This window comes from Burkholderia sp. CpTa8-5 (genome assembly GCF_017815045.1).
GTDB lineage: Bacteria > Pseudomonadota > Gammaproteobacteria > Burkholderiales > Burkholderiaceae > Burkholderia > Burkholderia sola.
Window position 1 is genome coordinate 119,239 of record NZ_JAGIQD010000001.1, and the last position, 24,585, is coordinate 143,823.

The window sequence follows — 24,585 nt, forward strand, 5'->3', positions numbered from 1 at the left end:
GCCCAATTGCTTGTATTTCATTGCAGCGCCCTTCAGAATCGGCCGGACCCGATGCGGGGCGTCGGCCGGTGGCGCCCCGCATGAACGTCGGGATGTTAGTTGGCGCGTGATTGGCCGGCCCGCAACTGCCCGGCAATCCCCGCGACGCGCGCGCCATAGCGTCGGGCCGTTTCGAGATCGCCCGGCGACATCTCTTCCGGCGACGCATCGGCCGGCGTCTGCGCCATCGGCGCGATGTAGGCGCCCATGCGGTTCAGGTCGTCGCGCGTCGACGCTTTCAGATTCGCCGGCTTGATGTCCATGCTGACCCAGATGCCGCCGTGCTGTCCGGCCAGCAGGAAGAAGTATTCGAGCGTATTGAGCTTGTCGCCGTTGATGCTTGCGCTGTTGGTGAAGCCGCCGAAGATCTTGTTCCGCCATCCGCTTTCGAACCAGACCTTCGACGATGCATCCGCGAACTTCTTGAACTGCCAGCTCGGGCCGCCCATGTAGGTCGGCGAGCCGAACAGGATTGCGTCGGCGGCGGCCAGCGTGTGCCACGCGTCGTCGGCGAGGTTGCCGTCGGCATCGATCGCGACGAGTGCGGCGCCGGCGCCGTCCGCGACGGCGCCGGCCATTCGCTGCGTATGGCCGTAGCCGGAGTGGTAGACGACGACCGTTTTCACCGGCGGGTTGCGTTGATCCATGAGGGTTTCCTTTCGTTCGGGTTGTCGTTCAGACGACGTGGGAAGCCACTCTACCGAGCCGCAATCCGGTGATAAACGACGACAGATTGAACGTTCTGTTACTTTCCGGATGAACAATGCAGAACCTTGACGCGCTTTTGATTTTTGCCCGTGTCGCCGAAATGGCGAGCTTCACGCGTGCCGCCGAAAGCCTCGGCATTCAGAAAGGACGGGTATCCACGGTTATCCGTGCGCTCGAACGGGACATGGGTGTCGCACTGCTGCATCGGACCACGAGGCGCGTGCAGCTCACCGAAGACGGACGCGCGTTCTATGCGCGCGCAACCGATCTGCTCGCCGAAGTGCAGGAATTGCAGTCGATGTTCTCGGGGCGCGGTACCTCGCTGCGCGGCAGGTTGCGCGTGGACATGCCCACGGAACTCGCGCGCAGCGTCGTGGTGCCGGCGCTGCCGCAACTGATGGCCGCGCATCCGGATCTGGAGCTGGAGCTTTCCAGTACTGACCGGCGTGTCGATCTGGTTCGGGAAGGGTTCGATTGCGTGATCCGGCTCGGCCCGATCGCCGACGAGACGCTGATCGCGCGGCCGCTTGGCAGGCTGCGCATGACGAATGCGGCGAGCCCCGACTATCTCGCGCGGCATGGCGTGCCGCATACGCTCGCCGATCTGCGCAGCCAGGGGCACAAGATGATTCACTACACGCTGACGCTCGGCGCGCGGCATCCCGGATGGGAATACCCGGACGGCGACGGCTATGCGTGGCTGCCGTTGCCCAGCGCGATGCAGGTCAACAGCGTGCAGACCTATCACGCGGCGGGGCTGGCGGGCATCGGGCTGATCCAGGCCGGCTATTCGGCGCTCGCGCATCACATCGAAAGCGGCGCGCTCGTGGAGGTGCTGCCCGACTTGCGGCCCGAGCCGCTTGCCGCGTCGCTCGTCGTCGCGCATCGGCGCAATCTTTCGCCGCGCGTGCGGGCTTTCATGGACTGGATCGGGGGCGTGTTGGAGCCGTACCTCGATTAGCGGAGGAGGGCTGCAGGATTTTCCGAATCCGTGTGGCGATGAACGTCGGGCACTGCATCAACACGCCGAATCCCGCGCCTCGTCAAGCACCCACTCCGCAAACGCCCGCACCGGCGCCGCGCTCAATTCGATCGGCTCCGGCAGCACGAGGCAGAAGTTTTTCGTCACCGCCTTGCCGTCCGGCCAGGGCGCGACCAGGCGCCCTTGTTCAAGCTCGGCCCCGATGTAAAGGCGCGGCACCAGCGCGACGCCGAGGCCGGCCAGCGCGGCCTCGATCAGCATCGAATGCAGATCGTATCGCGGGCCGACCGCCGAATTGGTCAGCACGATGCCGGTCTCCTGCGCATAGCGCTGCCACGCATCCGGATTCTGCCGCCGGTGAAGGCGCGGCAGCGCATCCAGCGACGGATTGGCGCCGGCACGTTCGAGCAGCGCCGGACTGCAGACGGGCACCAGCACCTCTTCCAGCAGCGGATGCAGATGCATGCCGGCCCAGGCCGGATGCGCAAAGTGAATGGCCGCGTCGAATCCGCTGCCGGCCAGCAGGAACGGCTCCATCCGTTCGGCGATATGCACGGTGACGTTCGGATGGCGCGCCTGAAAGCGCTTCAGCCGCGGGATCAGCCAGCGGGTCGCGAAGGTTGGAATCGCGGCGATATCGATGCTCGCGCCTTCGACGGGCTGCCCCATCAGATACAGGCTGTCCCGTTCGAGCCGATCCAGAATCTCGCGCACCTGTACCGCGTATCGCGTGCCGTTGGGCGCCAGCCGCACGCGGTTGCCGACGCGCTCGAACAGCGTCACGCCAAGGAACGCCTCGAGCCGGCCGATCTGGCGACTGACCGCGCCCTCGGTGCGCGCCAGCTCGTCGGCGGCGCGGGCGAAGCTGCCGTGTCGGGCCGCGGCCTCGAAGGCCAGGAGCGCGGAATTGCTCGGGATCTTGCGTCGCATCGGGGTCTCGCCGGTCGGAGCGCGTTCGACCGTCAGCTTGATCAAATATCACTGAAGGCTGACTTTAAGTCGATATCTACGCGGGAAACCGCAGATTAGCATTACGTCACTGCACTGAATATCCCGCATTCGAAGCGAAGGACAAGCCGATGATCTACACCGTGGAATGCAGCTTCGCCGACCCTGCCAGCGAAGCCGAATGGAACGACTTCTACAACCTCGACAAGCTGCCGGCGCTCATCTCGGTGGCCGGTTTTCACACGTCGCAGCGTTTTAGCGCGATCAGCGACGGTTGCCCCGTCTATCTGGCCGTTCACACGATCGACGGCCTCGACGTACTGACCGGCGACGAATATCGGCAGAAGGGCGGCGGCAATTTCGCGCGGTGGCAGCAGCACATCACCGACTGGCACCGCAACCTCTATAGCGATATCGGTCGTGCGCCGGCGGTCAATGCCGACGAACTGCTCGTGCTGAGCGCCAGCGGGCCCGACTCGCTGATCCAACTGGGCCTGAAGCCGCTGGCCATGCAGGCCGTCGCGCTGGAGCAGTGTCCGGCGCGCCGCTGGCTCGCGGTCCTGCGGCACAGCGATGCGCCGCTTGCCGGGAACGTGCCGGCCGACCTCGATCTGTACGCACCGATGACCGAGCAACTGACGAAGGCCGCCCGCGATGCCTAACGTGACTTTCCATATCGATGCGGAACGCATGCCGCCTGACGCAAGCCTCGCCGAACTGTCCGGCGACTGCATCGAACTCTGTACGGATGTCCTTCAGGCGGAACAGCGGAATGTCCACATCATTTACGTGGCGGTCCGGCACGGCTGCGGGCATCCCGTTTTCGCGGAAATCCGCTATCGCGTGGCGTCGTTTCGCCCGCCCGCGGTCATGAACGCGTTCATGGAAGCGCTGGATCGCGCAATCGTTCGCCGCACGGGGCTGACGGCGCGCATCCGTTGCTTCGGTCATGCCGCGCCGGACCTTCACGCCCGTAACTAGTCGCTGCGGAGAAGCATGATGTCCCACGTTACGTTTCCCGGCCGGCGTGTCGGGGATTTCACGATCACCGCGATCAGCGACGGCTACCTCACGGCCAGCCTCGATTTCCTGTCGAATATCGACGCGACCGACGCTGCCGGGATGCAGCGCGCGGCCGGGCAGCAGCAGCCGTCCGCCGTGCATATCAACTGCTACGTGGTGCGCGGCGCGGGCCGCACGATTCTCATCGATGCCGGAGCGGGCGGCATCAAGGAATGGGGTGGCCGCCTGCACGGCAATTTGCGGCTCGCCGGTATCGATTCTGCCGCGATCGACACCGTCCTGCTCACCCACGCCCATCCCGACCACGTCGGCGGGCTGGTGAATGCGGCCGGACACGCGGCGTTTCCGAATGCGGAACTGGTCGCGCATCGACGCGAGGTCGAATTCTGGCGCGACGACGGCAACCTGAGCCGCGCCAGCGAGCGCGCGCGCGGCAATTTCCGGATCGCGCGTCACGCATTCGACGCTTACGGCGACGCGCTGCGGACCTTCGATGAAGGCGAGGTGCTGCCCGGAATCGCTGCCATACCGCTACCGGGGCATACCGACGGACATACCGGCTACCTGCTCGAATCCGGCGATCAGGGCCTGCTCGTGTGGGGCGATATCGTGCATTTTCCGCATATCCAGATCAAGCGGCCGGATGTGTCGATTGCGTTCGACCAGGATGCATCGCAGGCGGCGACCACGCGTTCGCGGCTGCTGGATCGGGTCAGCGCGGAAGGGTGGCTGATCGCCGGCATGCATCTGGGCGAGCTCGGGTTCGCGCGAATCAGGCGAACGAACGGCGAATACGGGCTGTTTTACGAGACTGACGCGTGACGCGATGCCGGTGATCCCGCTGGAGCCGCCTGCCGACATGCCCTACGGCGACAGGCGGGCAATGGGGTAGTACGCGTGCGGAAACGTTTGGCAGATCGCCACGCACCAGCGCGACCTGTCGGCAGATTCGCTCCAGGCTCGGCGGCGGCCGGTAGCCGCGCTGCTTCCCCCTTCCCCTGTCGCAATCGTCAAGATTCGCGTCGCTTGCGGATAAAAGCCGCCCGTCCCCTGCGCCGTTAACCCGTTCGCAGCCCCCGCGCCGCGTACTGCGTGATGGCGCGCGTCGTTCGTGTTCCGGAATTCACATCCGCCGCCGGCCGTGCCAGGCCGGCTCAAGGGAACGTCATGCGAAAACAACTCACTATCCGTGGTGGCCTCGTCGCGACCATCGCCGGCTATACCGTGCTGCTCGTGCTGGTGGTCGGCGCCTGCATCGCGGCGCTCTACGTCGGCAACGGCTCGCTCGAGGCGATGTACCGCGACGACACCGCGTCGCTGCTGCACCTGAAGACCAGCTCCGAGCGAATGCTGGTGCTGCGCGAACGCATGAGCGACGTCGCGCAGATCATCAGTGCCGGCCAGCCCGCGAAGGACGAAGTCGCGCAACTTCACGCGCTGCTCAAGCAGAGCAACGACGAACTGGACGCGTACACGCGTCTGCACGCGCGCGACGCCAGCGAGCAGGCGCTGTTCGACACGCTGCAGAACCACCGTCGCGCGCTGCTCGACCGCGTGTTCCTGAAGGCGCTGTCGCAGCTCGACGGCGACGACGCGTTCAACTTCCTCGACACGCAGCGCACGGCGCCGCCTGCGTTGTTCGCCGCATACCAAGCGGCGATCGATGCGCTCGAATCGTTCCAGGTCACGCGCCAGAAGGCGCGCTACGAGGCGGCCGGCGTCAATTTCCACCGGATCGTGTGGGGGATGGGCGCGGTCGCGGCGCTGGCGCTCGTCGTCGGGTTCGTGGCGCAACGCGTACTCGCGAAGGCGATCATCGAGCCGATCAACCTCGCGGTCGACCAGTTCGAGAAAATCTCGAAGGGCGACCTGACCGGCGCGGTCGTCGTCCCGGGCGCCAATGAAATGGCGTATCTGCTGAATGCGCTGAAGCGGATGCAGGACGGCCTCGTCGATACCGTGAGCCAGGTGCGCGCGAGCACCGAGACGATCGTCGGCGACGTGCGCACGATCGCGAGCGGCAACGTCGATTTGTCCGCGCGTACCGAGCAGCAGGCCGTGTCGCTGCAGCAGGCGGCCGCGAGCGTCGAGCAACTGACGGCGGCCGTGCGCCAGAACGCGGACAACGCGCGCGATGCGCGCACGTACGTCGAGGGCGCGGCCGGCATCGCGTCGCGCGGCGGCGAAGCGATGCAGCGCGTCGTCGAGACGATGTCGGAAATTTCGACCAGCTCCACGCGCATCTCCGGCATCGTCGGCGTGATCGAGAGCATCGCGTTCCAGACGAACATCCTCGCGTTGAACGCCGCCGTCGAAGCCGCGCGCGCGGGCGAGCAGGGGCGCGGGTTCGCGGTCGTCGCGACCGAGGTGCGCGGGCTGGCCCAGCGCTGTGCCGCGGCGGCGAAGGAAATTCGCGAGCTGATCGGTCATTCCGCGCGACGCGTCGAAGACGGCAGCGGCCTCGTCGCACGGGCCGGCTCGGCGATGGCCGAGCTCGTCGCGGCGGTCGAGCGCGTCAATGCGATCATGGGCGAAACCAGCCAGGCATTCGACGAGCAGTCGTCGGGCATCGAGCAGGTGAACGCCGCGGTGATCCAGATGGAGCAGACGATGCAACGCAATGCCGCGCTGGTCGAGGAGGCGGCGGCCGCGGCACTGTCGCTCGACGAACAGGGCGCGCGGCTGAGCGCGGCGGTCGCGCAGTTCCGGCTGCGCGAAGCGGCGCTCGCGTGACGGGTGCGCTTATTGCGGTGCGTCCGGCAACGTGTAGTCGAAGCGATACGCGTGCTGGCCGTTATCGATATCGATGAGCATCGCGCCGGACAGCCCGAGCAATGCGTCCGTGCCGGAATCGGGCACGACCGTGATCGACTGCGTCGGCTGCCCGCGCGTCATGGTGGCGCTGTGCTGCAGGACGAAGCTGCCCTTGCGTCCGCCGAGCACGCCTTTGACGGTTTCCATCGCCACGTAGCCGGCCGAACCCTGAACGCTGCTGCGAAACGCGAGCATTTCGCCCTGGCTGACGGCTTCCAGATCGCCGTGAAAATGCTTGTCCAGCGACATGCGGCCGAGCCCGCTGCTTTCCGCGACGTGACTCAGGGGTTCCGGATTCAGCTTCACCTCGAACGGACCGCTGGCCTGCAGTTTCATGACTGTTCTCCTCGTTGAATGGGCAAGCGGCACTATAAGCCAACGCTGCCGACGGTGGCTGATCGTCCCTATGCGCGATGATCGTCCTGTTTGATACGCGAAAGGACCGACTTGAAAGGTGCGCCCCCGTAGTTCGACAGGTTCCTCTACTCGTCGCCTTGACCTTGAAGTCGACTTGAAGCTTAGAGTGCTTGCCGACGACAGTGAATCGGCAGGCTTCGGATCTCGCCTGTCACTGGTCGACCATCGACGGGAGACAACGAACATGGACAGGCGTTTTACACAGGTCGAATTCGGGCCGCACACGGTCGACGTGCCCGAGGGCGGGTACTATGACCGATTTGCGGATACCGACGTGAACATCGGCGCCACGGCGCGCGCGCGTGTCGCGGGGCCGGGCGGCCGACCCGATCTGAGCCTGAGCGTGCCGCTGCCGGTGCTGACCAGCGTGCCGTCGCAATCGCACATGGGCACGACGACGATGGTCAACCGCATCGACGGCGCATGGCATCAGGCGTCGGTGCAGACCAACATGCTGTCGTTCGCGCAGCGCCTGTTGCCGCGCAACGTCGAACTCGTGCGGCACGGTGGGCCGCTCAGCCAGTTGCTCGACGGGCTCGGCGCATCCACAATCATGCGTCTCGACGTGGTCAAGGATGCGCAACTGGTGCTCAATCTGCCGACGTCGTTGACGGCCTTCGATGAACCCGGAAAGCCACGCTAACGATACGGATGCGTGCGACGTGCGCGCACCGAAGGAGTCGTCCATGCCGCAACCGACCTACGATCTCGTCGTATTCGGCGCCACCAGTTTCGTCGGGCAGATCCTGGCCGGCTATCTGTCCGACTATCTGTCGGACGCCGGTGCCGGCGAAACGCTGCGGTGGGCGATCGCGGGACGATCCGACGCGAAGCTCAGGCAGGTCAGGGATACGCTCGGCGCGGCCGCGCAGTCGGTGCCGATCATCGTCGCCGACGCGGCCGACGAGACGCAACTCCGGGCGCTGTGCGCGCAAACGCGGGTGGTGGTGTCCACGGTCGGCCCCTACGCGCTGTACGGCGAGCCGCTGGTCCGGGTCTGCGCGCAGACCGGCACCGACTATTGCGATCTCACCGGCGAAACGCAGTGGATCAAGCGGATGATCGACAAGTACGAGCCCGCGGCTCGCCAATCGGGCGCGCGCATCGTGCATTGCTGCGGCTTCGACTCGGTGCCGTCCGACATGGGCGTGTTTTTCCTGCAGCAACAGGCTCGGCAGCAGTGGGGCGTGCCGGCCGCTCACGTGAAGATGCGCGTGAAAACGCTGAAGGGTGGTGCATCGGGCGGCACCGTGGCCAGCGTGATCAACGTGGTGCGAGAAGCGGCGGCCGATCCGGCATTGCGCCGCGAACTGCTCGATCCTTATTCGTTGTGCCCGCAACGGCATGGTTTCACCGTGCGGCAGCATGCGGTTCGATCCGCCGAATTCGATCGCGACTGCGATGCGTGGATCGCGCCGTTCGTGATGGCGGCGATCAACGAGCGTGTCGTGCATCGCTCCAATGCGCTGGCCGGCCATGCGTACGGCAGCCGCTTTACCTATGACGAAGCCGTGATGACGGGCACGGGTCTGAAGGGGCGCATGACCGCGCTGACGATGGTGGCGGGCCTCGGTGCATTCATGGTCGGCGTCCTCGTCGGGCCGGTGCGCGGCCTGATGGAGCGCTTCCTGCTGCCGAAGCCCGGCGAAGGGCCGAGCGTGGATGCCCAGCAGGCCGGCCGCTACGATTTGCGCTTCTTCGGCCGCGCCGACGACGGCCGAACCTTGCGTGTGAAAGTCACCGGCGATCGCGATCCGGGCTATGGCTCCACCGGCAAGATGCTCGGCCAGGCCGCGATCAGTCTCGCACTCGATTGCAGCCGTGACGGCGTGAAGACCGGACGCGGTGGCGGGTTCTGGACACCTGCGACGATGTTCGACGAACGCTATATCGAGCGTCTGGTGCGCCATGCCGGGTTGCGCTTCGAGGTGATTTGAACGGAGCACGTCAGCAACCATTCGAGCCCGGAGGGGCGCGGTACCCGTCCCGGTAATACGCTCGCGGGCGCTACCGCTACACCCGGTTGCGCTTGCCCGCGCCCGTGCGGGCAGCGGTTTCGTCCAGAATCGTCGCCGCGAATTCGACGGCCGCCGGCATCCGCGCGTCGTGCATCATCACGAATTCCATCTCCGGCAGTTCCGGCAAGCCTTCGGGCAACCCCAGTTCGCGAAGCGTGTCGTCGATCGCGCTGCGCGGCACCGGCGCGATCGCGATGCCGGCGCGTGCGAAGGTGCGGATGCCGGTCACGCTGGGGCTTTCGCACGCGATCCGGTAGCGCATGCCGGCCAGCGCGAGCGCCGTGATGGCGGCGCCGCGATACGGGCACGGATCGGGGAAACACGCGAGCGGCACGTCGCCTTCCGGAAGCGGCTCGTGGCGCGCGAACGCCCAGACGAGCGGCTCGTGCCATAACGTCGCGCCGTGGCCCGCGTGCGCGCACCGGCTGCCGATCACGAGATCGAATTCGCCGTTGGCGTGCCGCCGGAACAGGCTGTCGCCGATGTCGACGACCAGATCCAGCCGCAGGCCACGCCGCGCGGCGCCATGGCGGCGCATCAGGTCCGGCAGCCAGCCGCCTGCAAAGTCCTCCGACACGCCGATCCGCAGCTTGACGTCGGTGGCGTCACCCGTTCCCAGCCTGGCCCGCGCTTCCTCGCTCAGATTGAGCATCGCGCGCGCGTAGCCGAGCAGCGTCTCGCCATGCCCGGTGAGCGTGACGCTGCGCGTGTTGCGCACGAGCAGCGCCTGGCCGACCTGTTCCTCGAGACGAAGGATTTGCGCGCTGACCGCGGACTGGCTGAGGTTCAGCCGACGCCCGGCGCCGGTGAAGCTGCGCACGTCGGCAACCGCAACGAATGTATGAAGCAGCGCCGTGTCGAGGGGAGCATTCATTTATCACCAATCCGGGTTAATCTGATCAATTAATATCGTTTCCGGATTATAGGACGACCCGATAGGCTGCGAAGCGAAGTGGGCGAGCGCGCATCCGGCGCGCCGTCGTCACTCTTGGCAAGGACCGACGCCATGACGCGCGTGCTCTATATCGAAGGCTCACCCAACAAGGCCTATTCGGCGTCCATCGAGGTGTGCAATGCATTTCTCGACGCGTACCGGCAGGCCCATCCCGATCACGAGATCCGGACGCTCGATATCTGGGATCTGCCGATGCCCGAATTCGACGGCGCCGCGCTGGCCGCGAAATATGCCGGACTGAGCGGCACGGCGTTGACGTCGGAGCAGGCGGCGGCGTGGCAGCAGATCGAGCGGCTCGCGGCGCCGTTCCACGAAGCGGACAAGTTCCTGTTCGGCGTGCCGCTGTGGAATTTCAGCATTCCGTACAAGCTCAAGCAGCTGATCGACGTGATCTCGCAGAAGGATGTGTTGTTCACGTTCGACGGAACGGGTTTCACCGGCAAGCTGGTCGGGAAAAAGGCGGCGGTGGTCTACGCGCGCGGGCTTGCCTATCAGTCGCCGGGTTCGTTTACGCCGGCCGCCGAATTCGATCTGCAGCGCCCTTACATGGAAACGTGGCTCAAGTTCGTGGGCGTGACGGACATCACGGGGATCGTCGTCGAGCGCACGTTGTTCGGTCCGGACGGGCGGGTCGACCGGAGCCGGGCGATCGACGAAGCACGAGCGATCGCACCGACGTTCTGACGTTGCTGGCGTGGGGCACCCGGCGCGGGTCGAGCGTCAGCGCCCGCCGCGTGCGACGGCGAGCGCGACGCCGAAGCCCACCAGCAGGCATCCGAACGTGCGATCGATCCAGTGCCGCAGCGACAGCAGGCGATCGCGGACAGCCGTGGCCGAGAAACAGATCGCCACGAGGCTGAACCAGCCGGCATGGGCGGCCGCGATGAACGCGCCGTAGCCGATCTGCACGATCAACGGCGTGTCGGGCCGGACTGCCTGCATGAACAGGCTGACGATGAACACCGTGGTTTTGGGGTTCAGCGCATTGGTCAGGAAGCCCGTGCGCAGCGCGGCGAGATCGGACAGCGGCGCGCCGCTCGTGTCGGCTTGCACGCTGCCGGCTTTCGTCATGAGCATCTTTGCACCGAGGTAGACCAGGTAGATCGCGCCGATCAGCTTGACGGCATCGAAGAGCCACAGCGACTGACGGATCAGGAGCCCGACGCCCAGCAGCGTGTAGCTCACGTGGACCGTCACGCCGAGCCCGATCCCGCATGCGGTGAGCACGCCGGAACGACGCGACAGCATCAGGCTGTTGCGCGTGACCATCGCGAAGTCCGGCCCCGGGCTGACGACGGCGAGCAGCGTAATGGTGACTACGACTATCAATTCGGTCATGGCGTTGTTCCTGCGAAGGATAGGTTGATGGCACAATCGTATCGATCGTGCTTCATCAGGAAAAACGATGATTTCTGACCAGAATGGTGAGTCTGAATCACTATCGATTCGGACGAACCTGCCGTCGCTGATGGCGCTGCGCTGTTTCGAGGCCGCGGCGCGTCACGAGCATTTCAGTCGCGCGGCCGACGAGCTGTGCGTGACCCATGGCGCGGTCAGCCGCGCGGTGCGCTTGCTCGAGGACGATCTGGGCGTGGCGCTGTTCGAGCGTCGCAGCCGTCGCGTGTTCCTGACCGAAGCGGGCCGCACACTCGGGCAGGCCGTCCATGACGGCCTGGGCCTGATGCGTCACGCCGCCCACGCGTTGCGCGCCGAGGCCGCCCGTGCGCGGCGTTCGGTGCTGTCGTGCGAGCCGACGCTCCTGATGCGCTGGCTGATCCCGCGCTGGCCGGATTTCCAGGCGCGGCACGCGGGCGTCGATATCCATCTGGCCGCCGCGGGCGGGCCGTTCTCGTTCGACAGCGGTGTCGACATGGCGATTCGTCGCAACGATTTCGCGTGGCCGGCGGGATATCACGCCGAGCATCTGTTCGCCGAGCGGGTGGCGCCGGTTTGCCGGCCGGACAAGGTCGGTGCATGGTTTGCGTCGCGGCGCGGCGGCCGCACGTTGAAGCCCGACGCTGCGCTGCTGCATACGCGGACCCGGCCGGACGCATGGAACGCGTGGGCGGGGGCGGCGAATCAGCCGGCCGTGAACGGGCACGGGCAGCAGTTCGATCATTTCTATTTCAGTCTGCAAGCGGCCGTCGCGGGGCTGGGGGTAGCGATCGGGCCGTGGCACCTGGTGCGCGACGACATCGAAAGCGGCGTGCTGGTTGCGCCGATGGGGTTCGTCGAGGATGGATCGGATTACTACCTGTTGACGCCGGCGCCGGTGGCGGACGGGAGTGCGCAGGCGGCGTTGTTGGGGTGGTTGAGGGGGCGGGTTTGACGGGGGCCGGTACTTCGTCGACGCTCGCTATCGATATCGACGCCCAAGACGATATTGTCGCTTATGGGGCAGGCGCCATCTCGAATCGAAATAGAGAATGCATGGTCTTGCCGATGCTTGCTCATGCCAGCCAGCGAACGGAAAATGCGTTGGCGGAGACGCGTTCGCAAGCCCGCCATTAGCGTGAACAGGCCCTGGCCCGACGCTGCATAGGGCGGCAGGATGTCGACCGGCTTTTATCGAAATGACGTGTCCCGGCGCGCGCACGTCGCTAAAAGAATCCCGATGCGTGCTTTACCGCCGCAACGAATCTGCGCCGATGAAGTCGCCGTCATTCTTCATCTTTTTGATACGGTTTTTAACGATGCACGCGCAAACCTGGGCGACGTCAGGCTGCAGCGACTATTTCCCCGTCGCGTTTAAATCTGCATCCTTTACCCGAAGGTCAACGACGAGGCGAAGCCATGCAACTTCAAACCGGTAATTTATTCAGCGTCGAAGGGCGGCGCGGCGGCGACGAGCGAATCGACATGCTCGTCGAGAACTCGCGCGTGAATGTCGAGCGAATCGTGTCGATGGGGCATGCGAGCCCGGCCGGGTTCTGGTATGACGACCCGCGGGCCGAATGGGTCGTGCTGCTATCCGGCGCGGCCGTGCTCGAATTCGAAGAGAATGCGACGCGGCTCGATATGCGCGCCGGAGATTACGTACTGATCGAGCCGCATTGCCGTCATCGTGTCGCATGGACGCATGACGAATTGCAAACCGTCTGGCTTGCGATCTATTACGAACGCTGAAGAAAGGATGGGCGTGCGGCACGGTCGGTGGATCAATCCGTGCACGACACGCCGATCGGGCAAAACCTCGTCAACCGGAGCGGCCATGGAATACCGCCGGTATCGATGCCCCCAATCAATGCCCAACTTGCCGGGCAGCGTGTTGAATCACGCGCCGGCCCATGCGGGGAATCTTATTCCTGGATCAGGAATCGATTGCGATTCTTCGCATCCTTGATCCATGCGGGCGCGCGACCGCGGCCCGACCAGGTGGCCCCGGTCTTCGGATCGCGATACTTGGCCTGCACGGGGGCGCCCGCCTGTTTGGCCGGCCGACCGCGGCGCGTACCGAAAATGTCTTTTTCGGTAATGCCGTATTCCGCGACTTTGGTGCGGATGTCGTCGACGATCGCCTGGAATTCAGCGGCGCGCGCTGCTTCGGCTTTCTCGGCCAAAGCATCCATTTGGGCTTTCAGTTCCTTGTAAGTTGCCATATATCACTCTTCAGGTTGTGTCCATACATGATAGCGGTTTCAGCTGAAATAATGAAGAAAATTGCTCCGACTACGAATTCCATTGTCGATATCGCAATGGATGACTGCTTCGAACACCTGAGAAGTGGCTCGGCGGGATCGTTTGCATCCGATCTTCTCGTGCGGGACAAGCTTCGGAGACTCAATTATTCTTTATCTTTTTTCAGAGGGATTGGGGAATTCACTGATGAACAGGGATGAAAAGCTGAAACAGGTCGCAGCCGAATTCGGATTCGATCCGGACGAAACGATCAGGATCGGCGGAAAGTACACGCCGGTCGTGATCGACGGAAGCACCGCCTACATTGCCGGCCAGGTGCCGCGAATCGGGGAAGTCGTGCATTTCGTCGGTATCGTCGGCGAATCCGTTTCGCTCGAAGACGGCCGCCGCGCGGCCGGCATTTCCGCGCTGCGCGCGCTGGCGCTGATCCGTAAGCAGTGCGGCACGCTCGATGCGATCGCAACGGTGCCGCGCATGACCGTGTACGTGCGAAGCGCGCCCGGCTTCACGATGCAAAGCGAAGTGGCCGACGGCGCGTCGGACGTGTTGGTCGCGGTGCTCGGCGACGCCGGCGTCCATACGCGTTCGTCGGTCGGCGTGCTGCAATTGCCGAAGGGTGCGTCGGTCGAAGCCGATTTCATTTTCGGGCTGACTCGCGGCGGCGTCGCCGCTTGATTCGGGATCACCGCGGCGACGGGACAGCGGCCCGCGTTGTATCGATCAGTGCGCCGTGCGCGAGCGGGCGGCGTCGGGCGTCATCCCGGTCCATTCGTTGAATGCGCGGAAGAACGAATTCGGATCCTGGTAACCGAGCAGGAACGCGATCTGACTGTAGGGCAGGTCCGAGCGATCGAGGTAATGCCACGCGAGCTTCTCGCGGACTTCCGCCAGCAGGGTTTTGACGTTCGCGCCTTCGTCGCCGAGCCGCCGCTGCAGCGTCCGCTTGCTGATCGCAAGCGTTTGCGCGACGCTGTCCGCGGTGGCTGGGGGCTGACGTCGCGCGGCAGCGTGACGGCGCGCGCCGACAGCTCGGTGCGGGTCGCCAGCCGCGCGAGTTTCACGAAGAAGCCGAGTTCGGCCGCGACCAGCATGCCGGGCGGCGGGATGTCGCGCTCGAGGAAATCGACGGCGAGAGTCAGCGCGTCGGCCTCGTGCGACACGCGCAACCGGACCGGGCCGATCAGCGGCTTGAACTGGCCGATGCGCCGGAGCGCGATCTCCAGGTTCGGGCTGCAGAACGCGGGGAACAGCGGCGGATCGTGCCGTTGCCCATTTGCCGCACGATCTCGAAGCTCTCCGACGTCGCGTACGGATTGATGCCCGGCCCGATCACGAGCGACGGATTGATGGTCACGAGATCCCGGCGTTGCTGCGGGCGGGCAATCTTCCACGCTTCGCGCTCGGCAACGGTCTTCGAATACGAATAGGGCTGATGGGTCAGCGACGAGCTGGTGTTCCAGACCGCTTCGGTGAACACACCATCGAGCGTCGCGGCGAGATCGGCGTTGTCGCCGTAGATCGCCGCACAACTGCGGGTCAGCGCGACGCGCCGCACCGACGGCGTGCGGTTTGCCGTCTCGAGCGCGTTGCGCGTGCCGAGTAGCGCCGGATCGACCAGCGCCTTCTTCGGATCGCGAACGGTGACGGTGAACGGCGACGCGGTGTGGAACACGGTCCCGCAACCCGCCATCGCGTCCGCGTACGACCCGGGTTCGAGCAGGTCCGCGCGGAAATAGCGGATCGTGCCGGGCTTGCCGGCCGCGATGCGCTGGAGGTGCGCGAGCTTGTCCGGGCTGTCGGGGTCGCGGACGGCCGCATGGACCGTCAGGCCGGCTTCGAGCAGCCGCTGCACGAGCCAGCCCGCGACGTACCCGGTCGCGCCGGTGACCATGACGGGAAGGTCGGTATCGATATTCATGAAGGGATTCCGTTGCAGAGGGGATGCGCCATTTGCGCGCCGCTTCACTCGCAAAGCGCGCCAATCGACATGCAGGGGCGACAGGCGGCGCGAGACTGGCACACCATGCCCGGCTTCCAGTCGAAGGGGCTACGACTGGAACGACGATGCCGTGCGTTGGAACATCGCAAGGCGTGCGACGAAGCCGCACGTCGCTGCCTGCGGCCGATTCGTCAGACGTGAAAGCGCACGCTTCGCCGGCATGCTCGCCGTCGTGCTGCTGCGCAACGAGCCGCCGCGCCAGCCGGCCGTTTTTACCCCGTCCTTTCCGGAAGTCATCGCCTGACCCATATCAACCGGCATCCCCAGTTTTGGGGATGCCGGCGCCGAACGGTGCGCCTACGATGGTCAACGGGGCATCGCGACCGGATGTCGCCAGGACAATCGGACAGGCCTGTCGTTCCTTTGTCGATCGCTGTGTGCGTCCGCACAATCGATTGACATGATCGGCGCGTACGCTGATGCGCAACGTATGCGGTGCGTCGTCGGCGCCGCGGACGATCGCGCGTGGGTGACGGAAGGCCTGATGTCGTATTTCGGGGAATTTCAATCGATATGCTCGCACGAGACTATGTGGAACGTGAGCTCTCTCACATCCAGAGAATGGTGGCGCTGCTGGACAGCGAGACGGCCGTCGTCGATGTGTCGATGTCGGGCGCGGGGCGCGTCCGGCATCCGAGATACTGGCGCGGGCGTATCGAGGAACTGCTGTCGACGCCCGACGTGCCGCGTCACGTCAGAAAGCTGAGCGAAGCGGTGCTCGCGAAGATCGACGAGATGGAAGCGCGGTTCACCGCGATGAAGTAAGTGCCTCGTCGGACCGGGCGGCCAAACGCGTTCCCGTCGCGTCGCCCGGTCGAAAACGAGCGTTACGTCTGACGAGAACCGGTAATAAGCGTGGTATTTCGATCAAACCTGCATCGGCAATTTGAACAATGGGGCCGATTGAGTAAGATGCCCGAACGGCGTTCGATAAAAACGCACGGCACGGGGTGGCCAGATGCAGATGAACGGGGTGGTTCCATCGACATGGATCGATGACGTCTACGCTGCGGCGCTGGGCGACCAGCGATGGGAAGCGGTGCTGGACGGGCTGCGTTTGTCCGTCGGCGTCCGCATGGCGACGCTGCTGTCGTTCGACGACGCGGCGCGGCTGCCGGCGATCGAGCGGGCGGCCGGCGACGATCCGTCATGGGTCGCCGCGTGCCACCGCCGCTACAACACCGAGTTCTACCTGTACGACCCGGTCGTGCCGGTTGCCGCCGACTGGCAGGCAGGGCGCTGGTTCGAGGACGTCAGGCACTTGTCGGTGCGGCAGCGCACACATGGCGTGTTCTATCGGGAATTCCTGCAGCCGTTCGGGCTTGGCAGCATCTCGGGCCTGTACATCCATCGCGGCGAGGGCGCCAGCGCTTTCCTCAGCGTACAGAGCGGCCTCGAATCGCAAGGGCTGTCCGACGAGCAGCGCCGCACCATCGAAATCATGGGCGCCCACATCAGCCGCGCACTGCGCATCCACGCACGCATCGGCGAGCTCGAAGCACGCGTGGCCGCCGCGGAATCGGCGCTCGACGCGGTGCCCGTGCCGGTATTCCTGCTCGGCGCGCAGCGCGAGCTGCGCTATACGAACCGCGCGGCCGAGCAGCTGATCGCCGCCGAACCCGCGCTGCGGATCCTGAACGGCCGTTTCGCGCCGGAAGGCTGCGTCGACGATGCGCAATGGCGGCATGCATTCGCACGCGGCGGGCTGTTGCTGCGTCGTGCGACCGGCGAGCCGCTGCCGCTTGCGTTGATCCCCGTTCCCGAACAGTCGCGCCTCGCGCGCGAACGGCCCGGCGTCGCGGCGCTGATGACGGCCGCCGACCTGCGTTCGCCATCGGCGCGCGCGCAGCGCTTGCGGGTGTTCTACGGGCTGTCGTCGGCGGAAGCCGATCTCGCCGTGCTGCTGTGCTGCGACGGGCGCTCGCCGCAGGAATGCGCGGCGCTGCGCGGCGTGTCGATCGGCACGGTCCGCGCGCAGATCAAGTCGATCTACACGAAGACCGACGTGGCGCGCGCCGCGCAGCTGACGTCGCTGGTCATGCAGACCTGAGCGATCGATGCGCGCGGGCGCGCCTGCGTTTTTACCTATCCGCCGCCGATTCCCTGCAGGATCTTGCCGGTCCCGCCGCAGACGGTGCACGCCTGTCCCTCCACCATGCCGGTGCCGCGGCAGACGCGGCACGTGTCCTCGCCGATGCCCGGCGCGTCGGCAGGGCCTTCGTCGCCGGCGTTCGGCGGGGTAGCCGGGTCGGGCGGCGCTGATCGCTTCGTGATCGACATGACTGGCTCCTTTCGCGTTTCACGCGGTGGCGGCGCGCATCGCGCGTGCCTGTCAGGCGGCGCGCCCGTCGACCACGGATCGATCGCGCGGGTTATCGCGGCGGCGCGGCAATATTGTTGTCAGTCATCGCATGACAACAATGGATGAAGCGAAAGAAGGCCGTCAGGCGGGTGGAAACGGCGACGTCGACGGCCAATCCGCTCGCCGAGCGTTTCCGGAAAACGTTTCGCAAAAAAGTACGAAAACGGAGCATCCAGCTTTCGGATCGCCCCGTAAGCGCTTGATGAAAGCCGTTATAGGGGTATGCACCAAGTGAGTTAAACGATTAACCGACGTACATTTGCCCAACACGTCATACGACGTATGACTCTGCGGTTCGGGGAAGCGCGTCGGGGAAGTCCGCGCGGGCCGCCGGATCGCCGCACAACAACGATCGACCATCCAGGAGACTCACCATGAAGCACCGATTCACCGGCTCCCGTACCGCCCTGGCCGTTGCCTTGATGGCCGGCTTCGCGCTGTCCGCGCAGGCGCGTGTGTTCCGCTCGGCGGACGTGCACGGCGACAATTTTCCGACCAACATGGCCGTGAAGTTCATGGGCGACGCGCTGTCGAAGCAGACGGGCGGCAAGGACTCGATCAAGGTGTTCGGCAACAGCGCGCTCGGCTCCGAGAAGGACACGGTCGACCAGGTGCGGATCGGCGCGATCGACATGGCGCGCGTGAACGGCGCGTCGTTCAACGAGATCGTGCCGGAATCGCTGATCCCGTCGTTCCCGTTCCTGTTCCGCGACGTCGACCATTTCCGCAAGGCGATGTACGGCCCGGCCGGCCAGAAGATCCTCGATGCGTTTACCGCGAAGGGGATGATCGCGCTGACGTTCTACGAGAGCGGCGCGCGCTCGATCTACGCGAAGCGCCCGGTGCGCTCGCCGGCCGACATGAAGGGGCTGAAGGTGCGCGTGCAACCGTCGGACCTGATGGTCGACGAGATCCGCGCGATGGGCGGCACGCCGACGCCGATGCCGTTCGCCGAGGTATACACGGGCCTGAAGACGGGCCTCGTCGATGCGGCGGAAAACAACCTGCCGTCGTACGAGGAAACCAAGCACTACGAAGTGGCGCCCGATTACTCGGAAACGCAGCATGCGATGACGCCGGAAGTGCTGGTGTTCTCGAAGAAGATCTGGGACACGCTGTCGCCGCAGGAGCAGGCGGCGATCCGGAAGGCGGCGGCCGATTCGGTGCCGTACTACCAGAAGCTGTGGACCGCGCGCGAGGCGTCCGCGCAGCAGCTGGTGACGAAGGGCGGCGCGAAGATCCTGCCGGCCGCGCAGATCGACCGCGCGGCGTTCGTGAAGGCGATGCAGCCGCTGTGGACCAAGTATGAAAAGACGCCGCAGATGAAGCAGATCGTCGACGAGATCGAGGCCACCAAGTGACGCGTCGCACTTCGCTGAATGGCGCCGCGACCGTGGGCTCGCCGGACGCGGCGGCCGCCGACGGCGCGACGCCGTGCCGGCCGCACGCGGCCGCGCCGCTGCTGCGCTGCGTGAACGACGTGCTGTTCCGCGTGCTGGCCGTGATCGCGTCCGCGTGCCTCGCGGTGCTCACGGTGCTGGTGTTCTACGCGGTCGTGATGCGCTACGTGTTCGAGAACGCGCCGGATTTCGTCGAGCCGATCGCGCTGCTGCTCGTGATCGTGATCGCGATGTTCGGCGCCGCGATGAAGGTGCGCGACGGCGGCCACATCGGCCTCGATTCGCTGGTGCGCCGGCTGTCGCCGAAGGCGCGCACGGTCGTCATCGCGATCCAGCACCTGAGCCTGATCGCGTTCGCGATCATGATCATGATCGGCTGCGGCAGCATGGCCGCCGAGACGATGGGCGACCGCATCCCGATCATCGGGCTGCCCGAAGGCGTGCGCTACCTGATCACGATGCCCGCGGCGGTTGCGATCATCTTCTTCTCGCTCGAGCACCTGCTCGCGCTTCGTCGTTCTTCGTCGGGACAATAACGCCATGGAACTCGCGATCCTGTCCGTCAGTTTTCTGATATTCCTCGTGCTCGGCGTGCCCGTGTCGTTCGCGCTCGGCATTGCGTGCGTGCTGACCTACATGGTCGAGGGCCTGCCGATCGCGACCGCGATGCAGGCGATGATCTCGGGGATGAACGCGTTCTCGTTCCTCGCGGTGCCGTTCTTCATCTTCTCCGGCGAGCTGATGCTGCATGGCGGCATCGCGGACCGGATCCTGCGCTTCGCGCAGGCGACCGTCGGCCACTTCCGCGGCGGCCTCGGGATGGCGAACGTCGTCGCGTGCACGCTGTTCGGCGGCGTGTCGGGCTCGCCGACCGCCGATACGTCGGCGATGGGCGGCGTGGTGATTCCGCTGATGAAGCGCGAAGGCTACAGCGCCGCGTATGCCGTGAATGTGACCACGCACGCATCGCTCGCCGGCGCGCTGATGCCGACGTCGACCAACATGATCATCTACGCGTTCGCCGCGCAGGGCATCACCGGGATGCTGCACGGCCAGCCGGTGAGCGGCGTGTCGATCGGCGACCTGCTGTTCTCGGGGCTCCTGCCGGTGTTGTGGGTGATGGGCTTCGTGCTCGCCGCCGCGTACTGGCAGGCCGTGCGTCACGGCTATCCGCGCCGCGAGGACGGCTCGTCCGCGCTGCCGCGGTTTCCCGGCTGGTATGCGGTGCTGCGCAGCTTCGTCGGCGCGGTGCCCGGGCTGATGGTGATCGCGATCATCCTCGTGTGCGTCGCGAAGGGCATCGCCACCGCGACCGAAGCGGCCGCGATCGCCGTCGTGTACTCGCTCGTACTGACCGCGGTGGTCTACCGCACGCTGACGGCCGAGAAGCTGCGCCGCGCGCTGTCGCATGCGGCGCGCACGACGGGTGTCGTGCTGCTGCTGATCGCGGTGTCCAACATGCTGCGCTTCCAGATGTCGTACCTGGAGATTCCGGATGCGATCGAAGGGCTGCTGAAGCAGTCGACCGCGGCGCCGTGGCTGATGCTGCTGTACATCAACATCATCCAGGTGTTCCTCGGCACGTTCGTCGACATGGCCGCGCACATCCTGATCACGACGCCGCTGTTCCTGCCGATCGCGATGGCGTGCGGCGTCGGGCCGGTGCAGTTCGGGATCATGCTGCTGCTGAACTGCTCGCTCGGCCTCGTGCATCCGCCGATCGGGTCGGTGCAGTTCGTCGGCTGCGCGATCGGCAACGTGTCGATCGGCGAGACGACGAAGATGGCGTGGCCGTACTACCTCGCGATCTTCAGTGCGATCAACATCGTCACGTACATGCCGTTCTTCTCGACGTGGCTGCCGAGCCTGATCAGCGGGCACGCGGTGTTCTGACCGGATGTTTTGCCGTTCGCGGCGCCGGACGACCGAGGTGGTCCGGCGCCGCGTTCGCATCCGCGGTTTTATTTCTTCACTTCACGCCCCTCCCATGAAAACGACTTTCCTGCGGCGCGCCGTTGCGGCGGCTGCGTTGACGATGGCCGCGTCGCTCGCGCACGCGGCGACGTATGCGTACGTGTCGAACAGCGACAGCCGCGACATCTCGGTGTTCGGCGTCGATACGTCGAACGGTGCGCTGACCGCGATCGAGACGGTGCCGGTCGGCGGCACCGTGATGCCGATGGCGCTGTCGCCCGATCATCGGCGCCTGTACGCGGCATTGCGCTCGACGCCGTATCGCGTCGTCAGCTTCGCGATCAATCCGCTCGACGGGCGGCTGATCGAGCTGGGCCGCGCGCCGCTCGCGGAGAGCATGGCGTACGTGTCGACCGATGCGTCGGGCCGCTACCTGCTCTCGGCGTCGTACGGCGGCAACCTGCTCGCGGTGAACCGGATCGGCGCGGACGGCGTCGCGGGCGACGTGCAGCAGACGGTGAAGACCGGCCCGATGGCGCACGCGATCCGCCAGTCGCCGGACGGCCGCTATGCGTTCGCGTCGGTGCTCGGCGCCGATGCGTGGCTGCGTTTGCCGTTCGATGCGTCGACGGGAACGCTGACCGACGATACGACGCCCGCGTACCGGCTGCCCGACAAATCGGGCCCGCGCCATTTCGTGTTCTCGTCGAATGGGCGCTTCGCTTACCTGATCGACGAACTCGACGGCAAGCTGCACGTGCTCGCGCTGTCGCGCGGCGGCGCCGACGCGCGGCCGATCCAGACCGTGTCGATCCTGCCGCCGGATTTCCATGGCGACAAGCCGTGGGGCGCTGACTTGCATCTCACGCCCGACGGCAAATTCCTGTATGCATCGGAGCGCACGTCGAGCACGCTCGCCGCGTATCGCGTCGACGCGAAGTCGGGCAGGCTCGCGCGGATCGGCACGTTCGCGACCGAGCGGCAGCCGCGCGGCTTCGCGATCGATCCGTCGGGCAAGTATCTGCTCGCCGCGGGGCAACTGTCGCCGACGCTGGCCGTGTACCGGATCGATCGCGATACCGGGCATCTCGACGCGATCGGCAAGTATCCGGTCGGCAAGGGCGCAAACTGGATCGAGATCGTCACGTACGACGGGACGAACTGATTCGGCGGGCGGCGCAACGGGCGGCGTCGATCGCGTGCCGCTCGTTGCGCGAACCGGATGCACACGCACGCGCGCGCTTGCGCGCGCCGCACGATCGCGCGGCGAAATTCCGGTCAATCGGCTCAAGTTGGCGTAATTGCCGTCGTTAACCGACAAGGGATAACTTCGGGAGTCGATTCGCCATGCGCGATCTGAAAGTGAAAAGCAGTTTGCTCGCCGTGCTCGCTGCATTTGCCGCGATGATCGTCGTCGGCGGCATCGTCGGGATCGTCGCGCTCGGCGGCGCGAACACGAACGCGAAGCGCCTGCACGAAATCGCGGCGCAGACGTCGCTCGTCAACGACGCCTACAAGGACAGCACGCGTACGCGCTCGGCGCTCGTCCGCGCGTATTCGGCGCTGAAGGAGCACGACGATCCGGCCCAGCGCGACTCGGCGCTGCAAAGCGCGCAACGCACGTTCGACCTGTCCGCGAAGGAAACGCAGGCGTTCAAGGATGCCGCGCCGGTCGGCAGCCTCGGCGCGGACCTGAAGCAGGCGCTCGTCGAGTCGTCGACGCATCTCGCGAGCGTGCTCGCGCGGGCGGCCGATGCGCTGCGCAACGGCGACACCGCCGCGTATGCGGCGATCAACGACAAGGAAATCACGCTCGCCGGCCAGGTGTATTCGGCGAACGTCGAGAAATTCCAGCGCACCGCCAACCAACTGGCGGAAGACACGATCGACGCCGACAACGCCGCCTATACGCGCATCATCGCGATGGTCGGGATCGGCGTCGCGCTGGCGCTCGCGCTGATCATCGCGACGCACTTCGCGCTGCGCGCGATCGTGTCGCGGCCGCTCGCGAACGCGGCCGCGCTGCTCGACCGCATCGCGTCGAACGACCTGACCGTGACGGTGCCCGATGCCGGCGGCAACGAAATCGGCCAGTTGTTCGCGGCGATGAAGCGGATGCAGGCGGGGCTCGCGGCGACCGTCACCGGCATGCGCGACAGCAGCGATGCGATTCATACGGCCGCACGCGAGATCGCGGCCGGCAACCTCGACCTGTCGAGCCGTACCGAGCAGCAGTCGGCGTCGCTCGAGGAAACGGCCGCGAGCATGGAGCAGCTGACGTCGACGGTGCGCCAGAACGCGGACAATGCGCAGCAGGCGAGCACGCTCGCGGCCAGCGCGGCGGACCTCGCGCAGCACGGCGGCGAACTGGTCGGCCGCGCGGTCGACATGATGGGCGTGATCAACACGAGCTCGCAGAAGATCGCGGAAATCACCGGAATGATCGACGGGATCGCCTTCCAGACCAATATCCTCGCGCTCAACGCGGCGGTCGAATCGGCACGGGCGGGCGAACACGGGCGCGGCTTCGCGGTCGTCGCCAGCGAGGTGCGCACGCTCGCGCAACGCAGCGCGGGCGCCGCGCGCGAGATCCGGCAGCTGATCGGCGCGTCGATCGACGACGTGCGCGACGGCAATGCGCTCGTGACGCAGGCAGGGCACGCGATGGAAGAGATCGTGTCGTCGGTGCGGCGCGTGGCGACGATCATGACCGAGATCACGACGGCCACCGTCGAGCAGAGCGCGGGCATCGACCAGGTCGGGCAGGCCGTTACGCAGATGGACCAGATGACGCAGCAGAACGCCGCGCTGGTCGAACAGGCCAGTGCGGCCGCGACGGCGCTCGAGCAGCAGGCCGGTTCGATGCAGGTCGCGATGTCGGTCTTCCGGGTGGCGCGGGCGGGGTGAGCCGTCGGCCGAAGCTGCCGTGTTCGGCATGCCGCGCGAAGCGTTGCGGTCACCGGAGTCGGCACCGGTAGCCGCCGTCCCACTTGTATCGACATCGACATCGACATCGACATCGACATCGACATCGACGACCGCGCGCGGCCGCTCGTCACGGCCGCACGGAGCGACGCGAACGCTCACCTAACCCTGCGGTGCATCCCGCTCGGCGTCGCCATCCGATGCGTGATCGCCCGACCGATCGTTGCGCCAGTGCGCAAGCTCGCGCCACAGCGCCGGCCGCGCATGGTCACGCGGCGGCAATTCAATGACATACGCGACGCCGCGCACGTTGACCATCGCACCGGAGTCGGGCAGCGTGGAAATGCCCGCGGACGACGGATCGTCGTCCGGCTCGACGGCGACGGCGGGGCTGGGCGGGCGGGGCGACATCATGCGAATTCTCCGTGGGGTGTCGAAGCGG

28 protein-coding genes and 1 pseudogene are annotated in these 24,585 nt (G+C 66.0%); 19 read left to right on the forward strand and 10 right to left on the reverse strand.

The window, feature by feature from the left end:
- Window positions 1-95: 95 nt before the first annotated feature.
- Window positions 96-686, reverse strand: a complete 591-nt coding sequence (locus J8I35_RS00550) for a flavodoxin family protein (protein ID WP_209924200.1) — start codon at window positions 684-686, stop codon at window positions 96-98.
- A gap of 116 nt (window positions 687-802) precedes the next feature.
- On the opposite strand from J8I35_RS00550, the gene J8I35_RS00555 reads away from it, so the two are divergent.
- Complete coding sequence (locus J8I35_RS00555; protein WP_050013609.1) at window positions 803-1,708, forward strand: LysR family transcriptional regulator; 906 nt, start codon at window positions 803-805, stop codon at window positions 1,706-1,708.
- A gap of 57 nt (window positions 1,709-1,765) precedes the next feature.
- On the opposite strand, the gene J8I35_RS00560 is transcribed toward J8I35_RS00555, so the two are convergent.
- Window positions 1,766-2,659, reverse strand: coding sequence for a LysR substrate-binding domain-containing protein (locus J8I35_RS00560; RefSeq protein WP_209924476.1), 894 nt, complete (start codon window positions 2,657-2,659; stop codon window positions 1,766-1,768).
- 149 nt (window positions 2,660-2,808) lie between these two features.
- Here J8I35_RS00560 and J8I35_RS00565 point away from each other — a divergent pair, with 149 nt between their 5' ends.
- The 4 genes from J8I35_RS00565 to J8I35_RS00580 all read left to right on the forward strand — a co-directional run bounded on the left by J8I35_RS00565 (window position 2,809) and on the right by J8I35_RS00580 (window position 6,433).
- A complete protein-coding gene (locus J8I35_RS00565; RefSeq protein ID WP_050013608.1) occupies window positions 2,809-3,339 on the forward strand; it encodes a hypothetical protein in 531 nt (176 codons plus the stop codon).
- A complete protein-coding gene (locus J8I35_RS00570) occupies window positions 3,332-3,658 on the forward strand; it encodes a hypothetical protein (RefSeq protein WP_124592592.1) in 327 nt (108 codons plus the stop codon). The genes J8I35_RS00565 and J8I35_RS00570 overlap by 8 nt, the downstream gene beginning before the upstream one ends.
- Window positions 3,659-3,676: 18 nt before the next feature.
- A complete protein-coding gene (locus J8I35_RS00575) occupies window positions 3,677-4,522 on the forward strand; it encodes an MBL fold metallo-hydrolase (RefSeq protein ID WP_209924477.1) in 846 nt (281 codons plus the stop codon).
- 345 nt (window positions 4,523-4,867) lie between these two features.
- Entirely contained in the window at window positions 4,868-6,433 is a 1,566-nt protein-coding gene (locus tag J8I35_RS00580; protein WP_209924201.1) for a methyl-accepting chemotaxis protein, read from the forward strand.
- 9 nt (window positions 6,434-6,442) lie between these two features.
- Here the strand turns inward: J8I35_RS00580 and J8I35_RS00585 are convergent, their stop codons facing one another.
- Window positions 6,443-6,850 carry a DUF3224 domain-containing protein gene (locus J8I35_RS00585; RefSeq protein WP_209924202.1) on the reverse strand — a complete coding sequence of 136 codons (408 nt, stop codon included), beginning with the start codon at window positions 6,848-6,850 and terminating at the stop codon, window positions 6,443-6,445.
- A gap of 343 nt (window positions 6,851-7,193) precedes the next feature.
- Between J8I35_RS00585 and J8I35_RS00590 the strand changes: the two are divergent.
- Window positions 7,194-7,574: pseudogene (locus J8I35_RS00590) on the forward strand (acetoacetate decarboxylase); the annotation flags it as partial.
- 43 nt (window positions 7,575-7,617) lie between these two features.
- A complete protein-coding gene (locus J8I35_RS00595; protein WP_209924203.1) occupies window positions 7,618-8,868 on the forward strand; it encodes a saccharopine dehydrogenase NADP-binding domain-containing protein in 1,251 nt (416 codons plus the stop codon).
- A gap of 76 nt (window positions 8,869-8,944) precedes the next feature.
- Here J8I35_RS00595 and J8I35_RS00600 read toward each other — a convergent pair whose 3' ends face one another.
- Window positions 8,945-9,823 (reverse strand): LysR substrate-binding domain-containing protein, encoded by an 879-nt coding sequence (locus J8I35_RS00600; RefSeq protein WP_175975996.1) that lies wholly within the window; start codon window positions 9,821-9,823, stop codon window positions 8,945-8,947.
- 132 nt (window positions 9,824-9,955) lie between these two features.
- Here J8I35_RS00600 and J8I35_RS00605 point away from each other — a divergent pair, with 132 nt between their 5' ends.
- The gene (locus J8I35_RS00605; protein WP_050013602.1) at window positions 9,956-10,588 is read left to right on the forward strand and encodes an NAD(P)H-dependent oxidoreductase; all 633 of its coding nucleotides are present in this window, start codon (window positions 9,956-9,958) and stop codon (window positions 10,586-10,588) included.
- A 36-nt stretch (window positions 10,589-10,624) separates the two neighbouring features.
- Here J8I35_RS00605 and J8I35_RS00610 read toward each other — a convergent pair whose 3' ends face one another.
- Entirely contained in the window at window positions 10,625-11,242 is a 618-nt protein-coding gene (locus J8I35_RS00610) for a LysE family transporter (protein ID WP_050013601.1), read from the reverse strand.
- Window positions 11,243-11,309: 67 nt separating this feature from the next.
- Between J8I35_RS00610 and J8I35_RS00615 the strand changes: the two genes are divergently transcribed.
- Together J8I35_RS00615 and J8I35_RS00620 are read left to right on the forward strand one after the other, a co-directional pair.
- Window positions 11,310-12,233 (forward strand): LysR family transcriptional regulator, encoded by a 924-nt coding sequence (locus J8I35_RS00615; protein WP_209924204.1) that lies wholly within the window; start codon window positions 11,310-11,312, stop codon window positions 12,231-12,233.
- Window positions 12,234-12,697: 464 nt separating this feature from the next.
- On the forward strand, window positions 12,698-13,030 hold the full coding sequence (locus J8I35_RS00620; RefSeq protein ID WP_050013599.1) for a cupin domain-containing protein: 333 nt from the start codon (window positions 12,698-12,700) through the stop codon (window positions 13,028-13,030).
- A gap of 173 nt (window positions 13,031-13,203) precedes the next feature.
- Here the strand turns inward: J8I35_RS00620 and J8I35_RS00625 are convergent, their stop codons facing one another.
- Entirely contained in the window at window positions 13,204-13,503 is a 300-nt protein-coding gene (locus J8I35_RS00625; protein WP_050013598.1) for an H-NS histone family protein, read from the reverse strand.
- 226 nt (window positions 13,504-13,729) lie between these two features.
- On the opposite strand from J8I35_RS00625, the gene J8I35_RS00630 reads away from it, so the two are divergent.
- Window positions 13,730-14,218, forward strand: a complete 489-nt coding sequence (locus J8I35_RS00630; protein WP_050013597.1) for a RidA family protein — start codon at window positions 13,730-13,732, stop codon at window positions 14,216-14,218.
- A gap of 45 nt (window positions 14,219-14,263) precedes the next feature.
- Here J8I35_RS00630 and J8I35_RS34940 read toward each other — a convergent pair whose 3' ends face one another.
- Both J8I35_RS34940 and J8I35_RS00640 read right to left on the reverse strand, forming a co-directional pair.
- On the reverse strand, window positions 14,264-14,779 hold the full coding sequence (locus tag J8I35_RS34940) for a helix-turn-helix transcriptional regulator (RefSeq protein ID WP_348522248.1): 516 nt from the start codon (window positions 14,777-14,779) through the stop codon (window positions 14,264-14,266).
- Window positions 14,724-15,461: an NAD-dependent epimerase/dehydratase family protein gene (locus J8I35_RS00640; RefSeq protein WP_245170039.1), complete on the reverse strand. Its 738-nt coding sequence runs from the start codon at window positions 15,459-15,461 to the stop codon at window positions 14,724-14,726. The genes J8I35_RS34940 and J8I35_RS00640 overlap by 56 nt, the downstream gene beginning before the upstream one ends.
- Between J8I35_RS00640 and J8I35_RS00645 the strand changes: the two genes are divergently transcribed.
- The 3 genes from J8I35_RS00645 (at window position 15,460) to J8I35_RS00655 (ending at window position 17,592) form a co-directional block, all read left to right on the forward strand.
- Window positions 15,460-15,786 carry a hypothetical protein gene (locus J8I35_RS00645; protein ID WP_209924205.1) on the forward strand — a complete coding sequence of 109 codons (327 nt, stop codon included), beginning with the start codon at window positions 15,460-15,462 and terminating at the stop codon, window positions 15,784-15,786. The two genes, J8I35_RS00640 and J8I35_RS00645, sit on opposite strands and share 2 nt — an antisense overlap.
- A 269-nt stretch (window positions 15,787-16,055) precedes the next feature.
- Entirely contained in the window at window positions 16,056-16,307 is a 252-nt protein-coding gene (locus tag J8I35_RS00650; RefSeq protein ID WP_089490112.1) for a hypothetical protein, read from the forward strand.
- Between the two features lie 193 nt (window positions 16,308-16,500).
- Window positions 16,501-17,592 (forward strand): helix-turn-helix transcriptional regulator, encoded by a 1,092-nt coding sequence (locus J8I35_RS00655; RefSeq protein ID WP_050013594.1) that lies wholly within the window; start codon window positions 16,501-16,503, stop codon window positions 17,590-17,592.
- Between the two features lie 35 nt (window positions 17,593-17,627).
- Here J8I35_RS00655 and J8I35_RS00660 read toward each other — a convergent pair whose 3' ends face one another.
- Window positions 17,628-17,822 carry a hypothetical protein gene (locus tag J8I35_RS00660; RefSeq protein WP_050013593.1) on the reverse strand — a complete coding sequence of 65 codons (195 nt, stop codon included), beginning with the start codon at window positions 17,820-17,822 and terminating at the stop codon, window positions 17,628-17,630.
- Between the two features lie 456 nt (window positions 17,823-18,278).
- Between J8I35_RS00660 and J8I35_RS00665 the strand changes: the two genes are divergently transcribed.
- From J8I35_RS00665 to J8I35_RS00685, 5 genes are all read left to right on the forward strand, one after another.
- Window positions 18,279-19,265: a TRAP transporter substrate-binding protein gene (locus J8I35_RS00665; RefSeq protein WP_050013592.1), complete on the forward strand. Its 987-nt coding sequence runs from the start codon at window positions 18,279-18,281 to the stop codon at window positions 19,263-19,265.
- On the forward strand, window positions 19,262-19,840 hold the full coding sequence (locus J8I35_RS00670) for a TRAP transporter small permease (protein ID WP_050013591.1): 579 nt from the start codon (window positions 19,262-19,264) through the stop codon (window positions 19,838-19,840). Before J8I35_RS00665 ends, J8I35_RS00670 begins: the two co-directional genes overlap by 4 nt.
- A 4-nt stretch (window positions 19,841-19,844) precedes the next feature.
- Window positions 19,845-21,197 carry a TRAP transporter large permease gene (locus J8I35_RS00675; RefSeq protein ID WP_006481162.1) on the forward strand — a complete coding sequence of 451 codons (1,353 nt, stop codon included), beginning with the start codon at window positions 19,845-19,847 and terminating at the stop codon, window positions 21,195-21,197.
- 94 nt (window positions 21,198-21,291) lie between these two features.
- Window positions 21,292-22,383, forward strand: coding sequence for a lactonase family protein (locus J8I35_RS00680; protein WP_209924206.1), 1,092 nt, complete (start codon window positions 21,292-21,294; stop codon window positions 22,381-22,383).
- A gap of 182 nt (window positions 22,384-22,565) precedes the next feature.
- Window positions 22,566-24,125, forward strand: a complete 1,560-nt coding sequence (locus tag J8I35_RS00685; RefSeq protein ID WP_209924207.1) for a methyl-accepting chemotaxis protein — start codon at window positions 22,566-22,568, stop codon at window positions 24,123-24,125.
- 180 nt (window positions 24,126-24,305) lie between these two features.
- Here J8I35_RS00685 and J8I35_RS00690 read toward each other — a convergent pair whose 3' ends face one another.
- A complete protein-coding gene (locus J8I35_RS00690) occupies window positions 24,306-24,557 on the reverse strand; it encodes a hypothetical protein (protein WP_176015874.1) in 252 nt (83 codons plus the stop codon).
- Window positions 24,558-24,585: the final 28 nt, after the last annotated feature.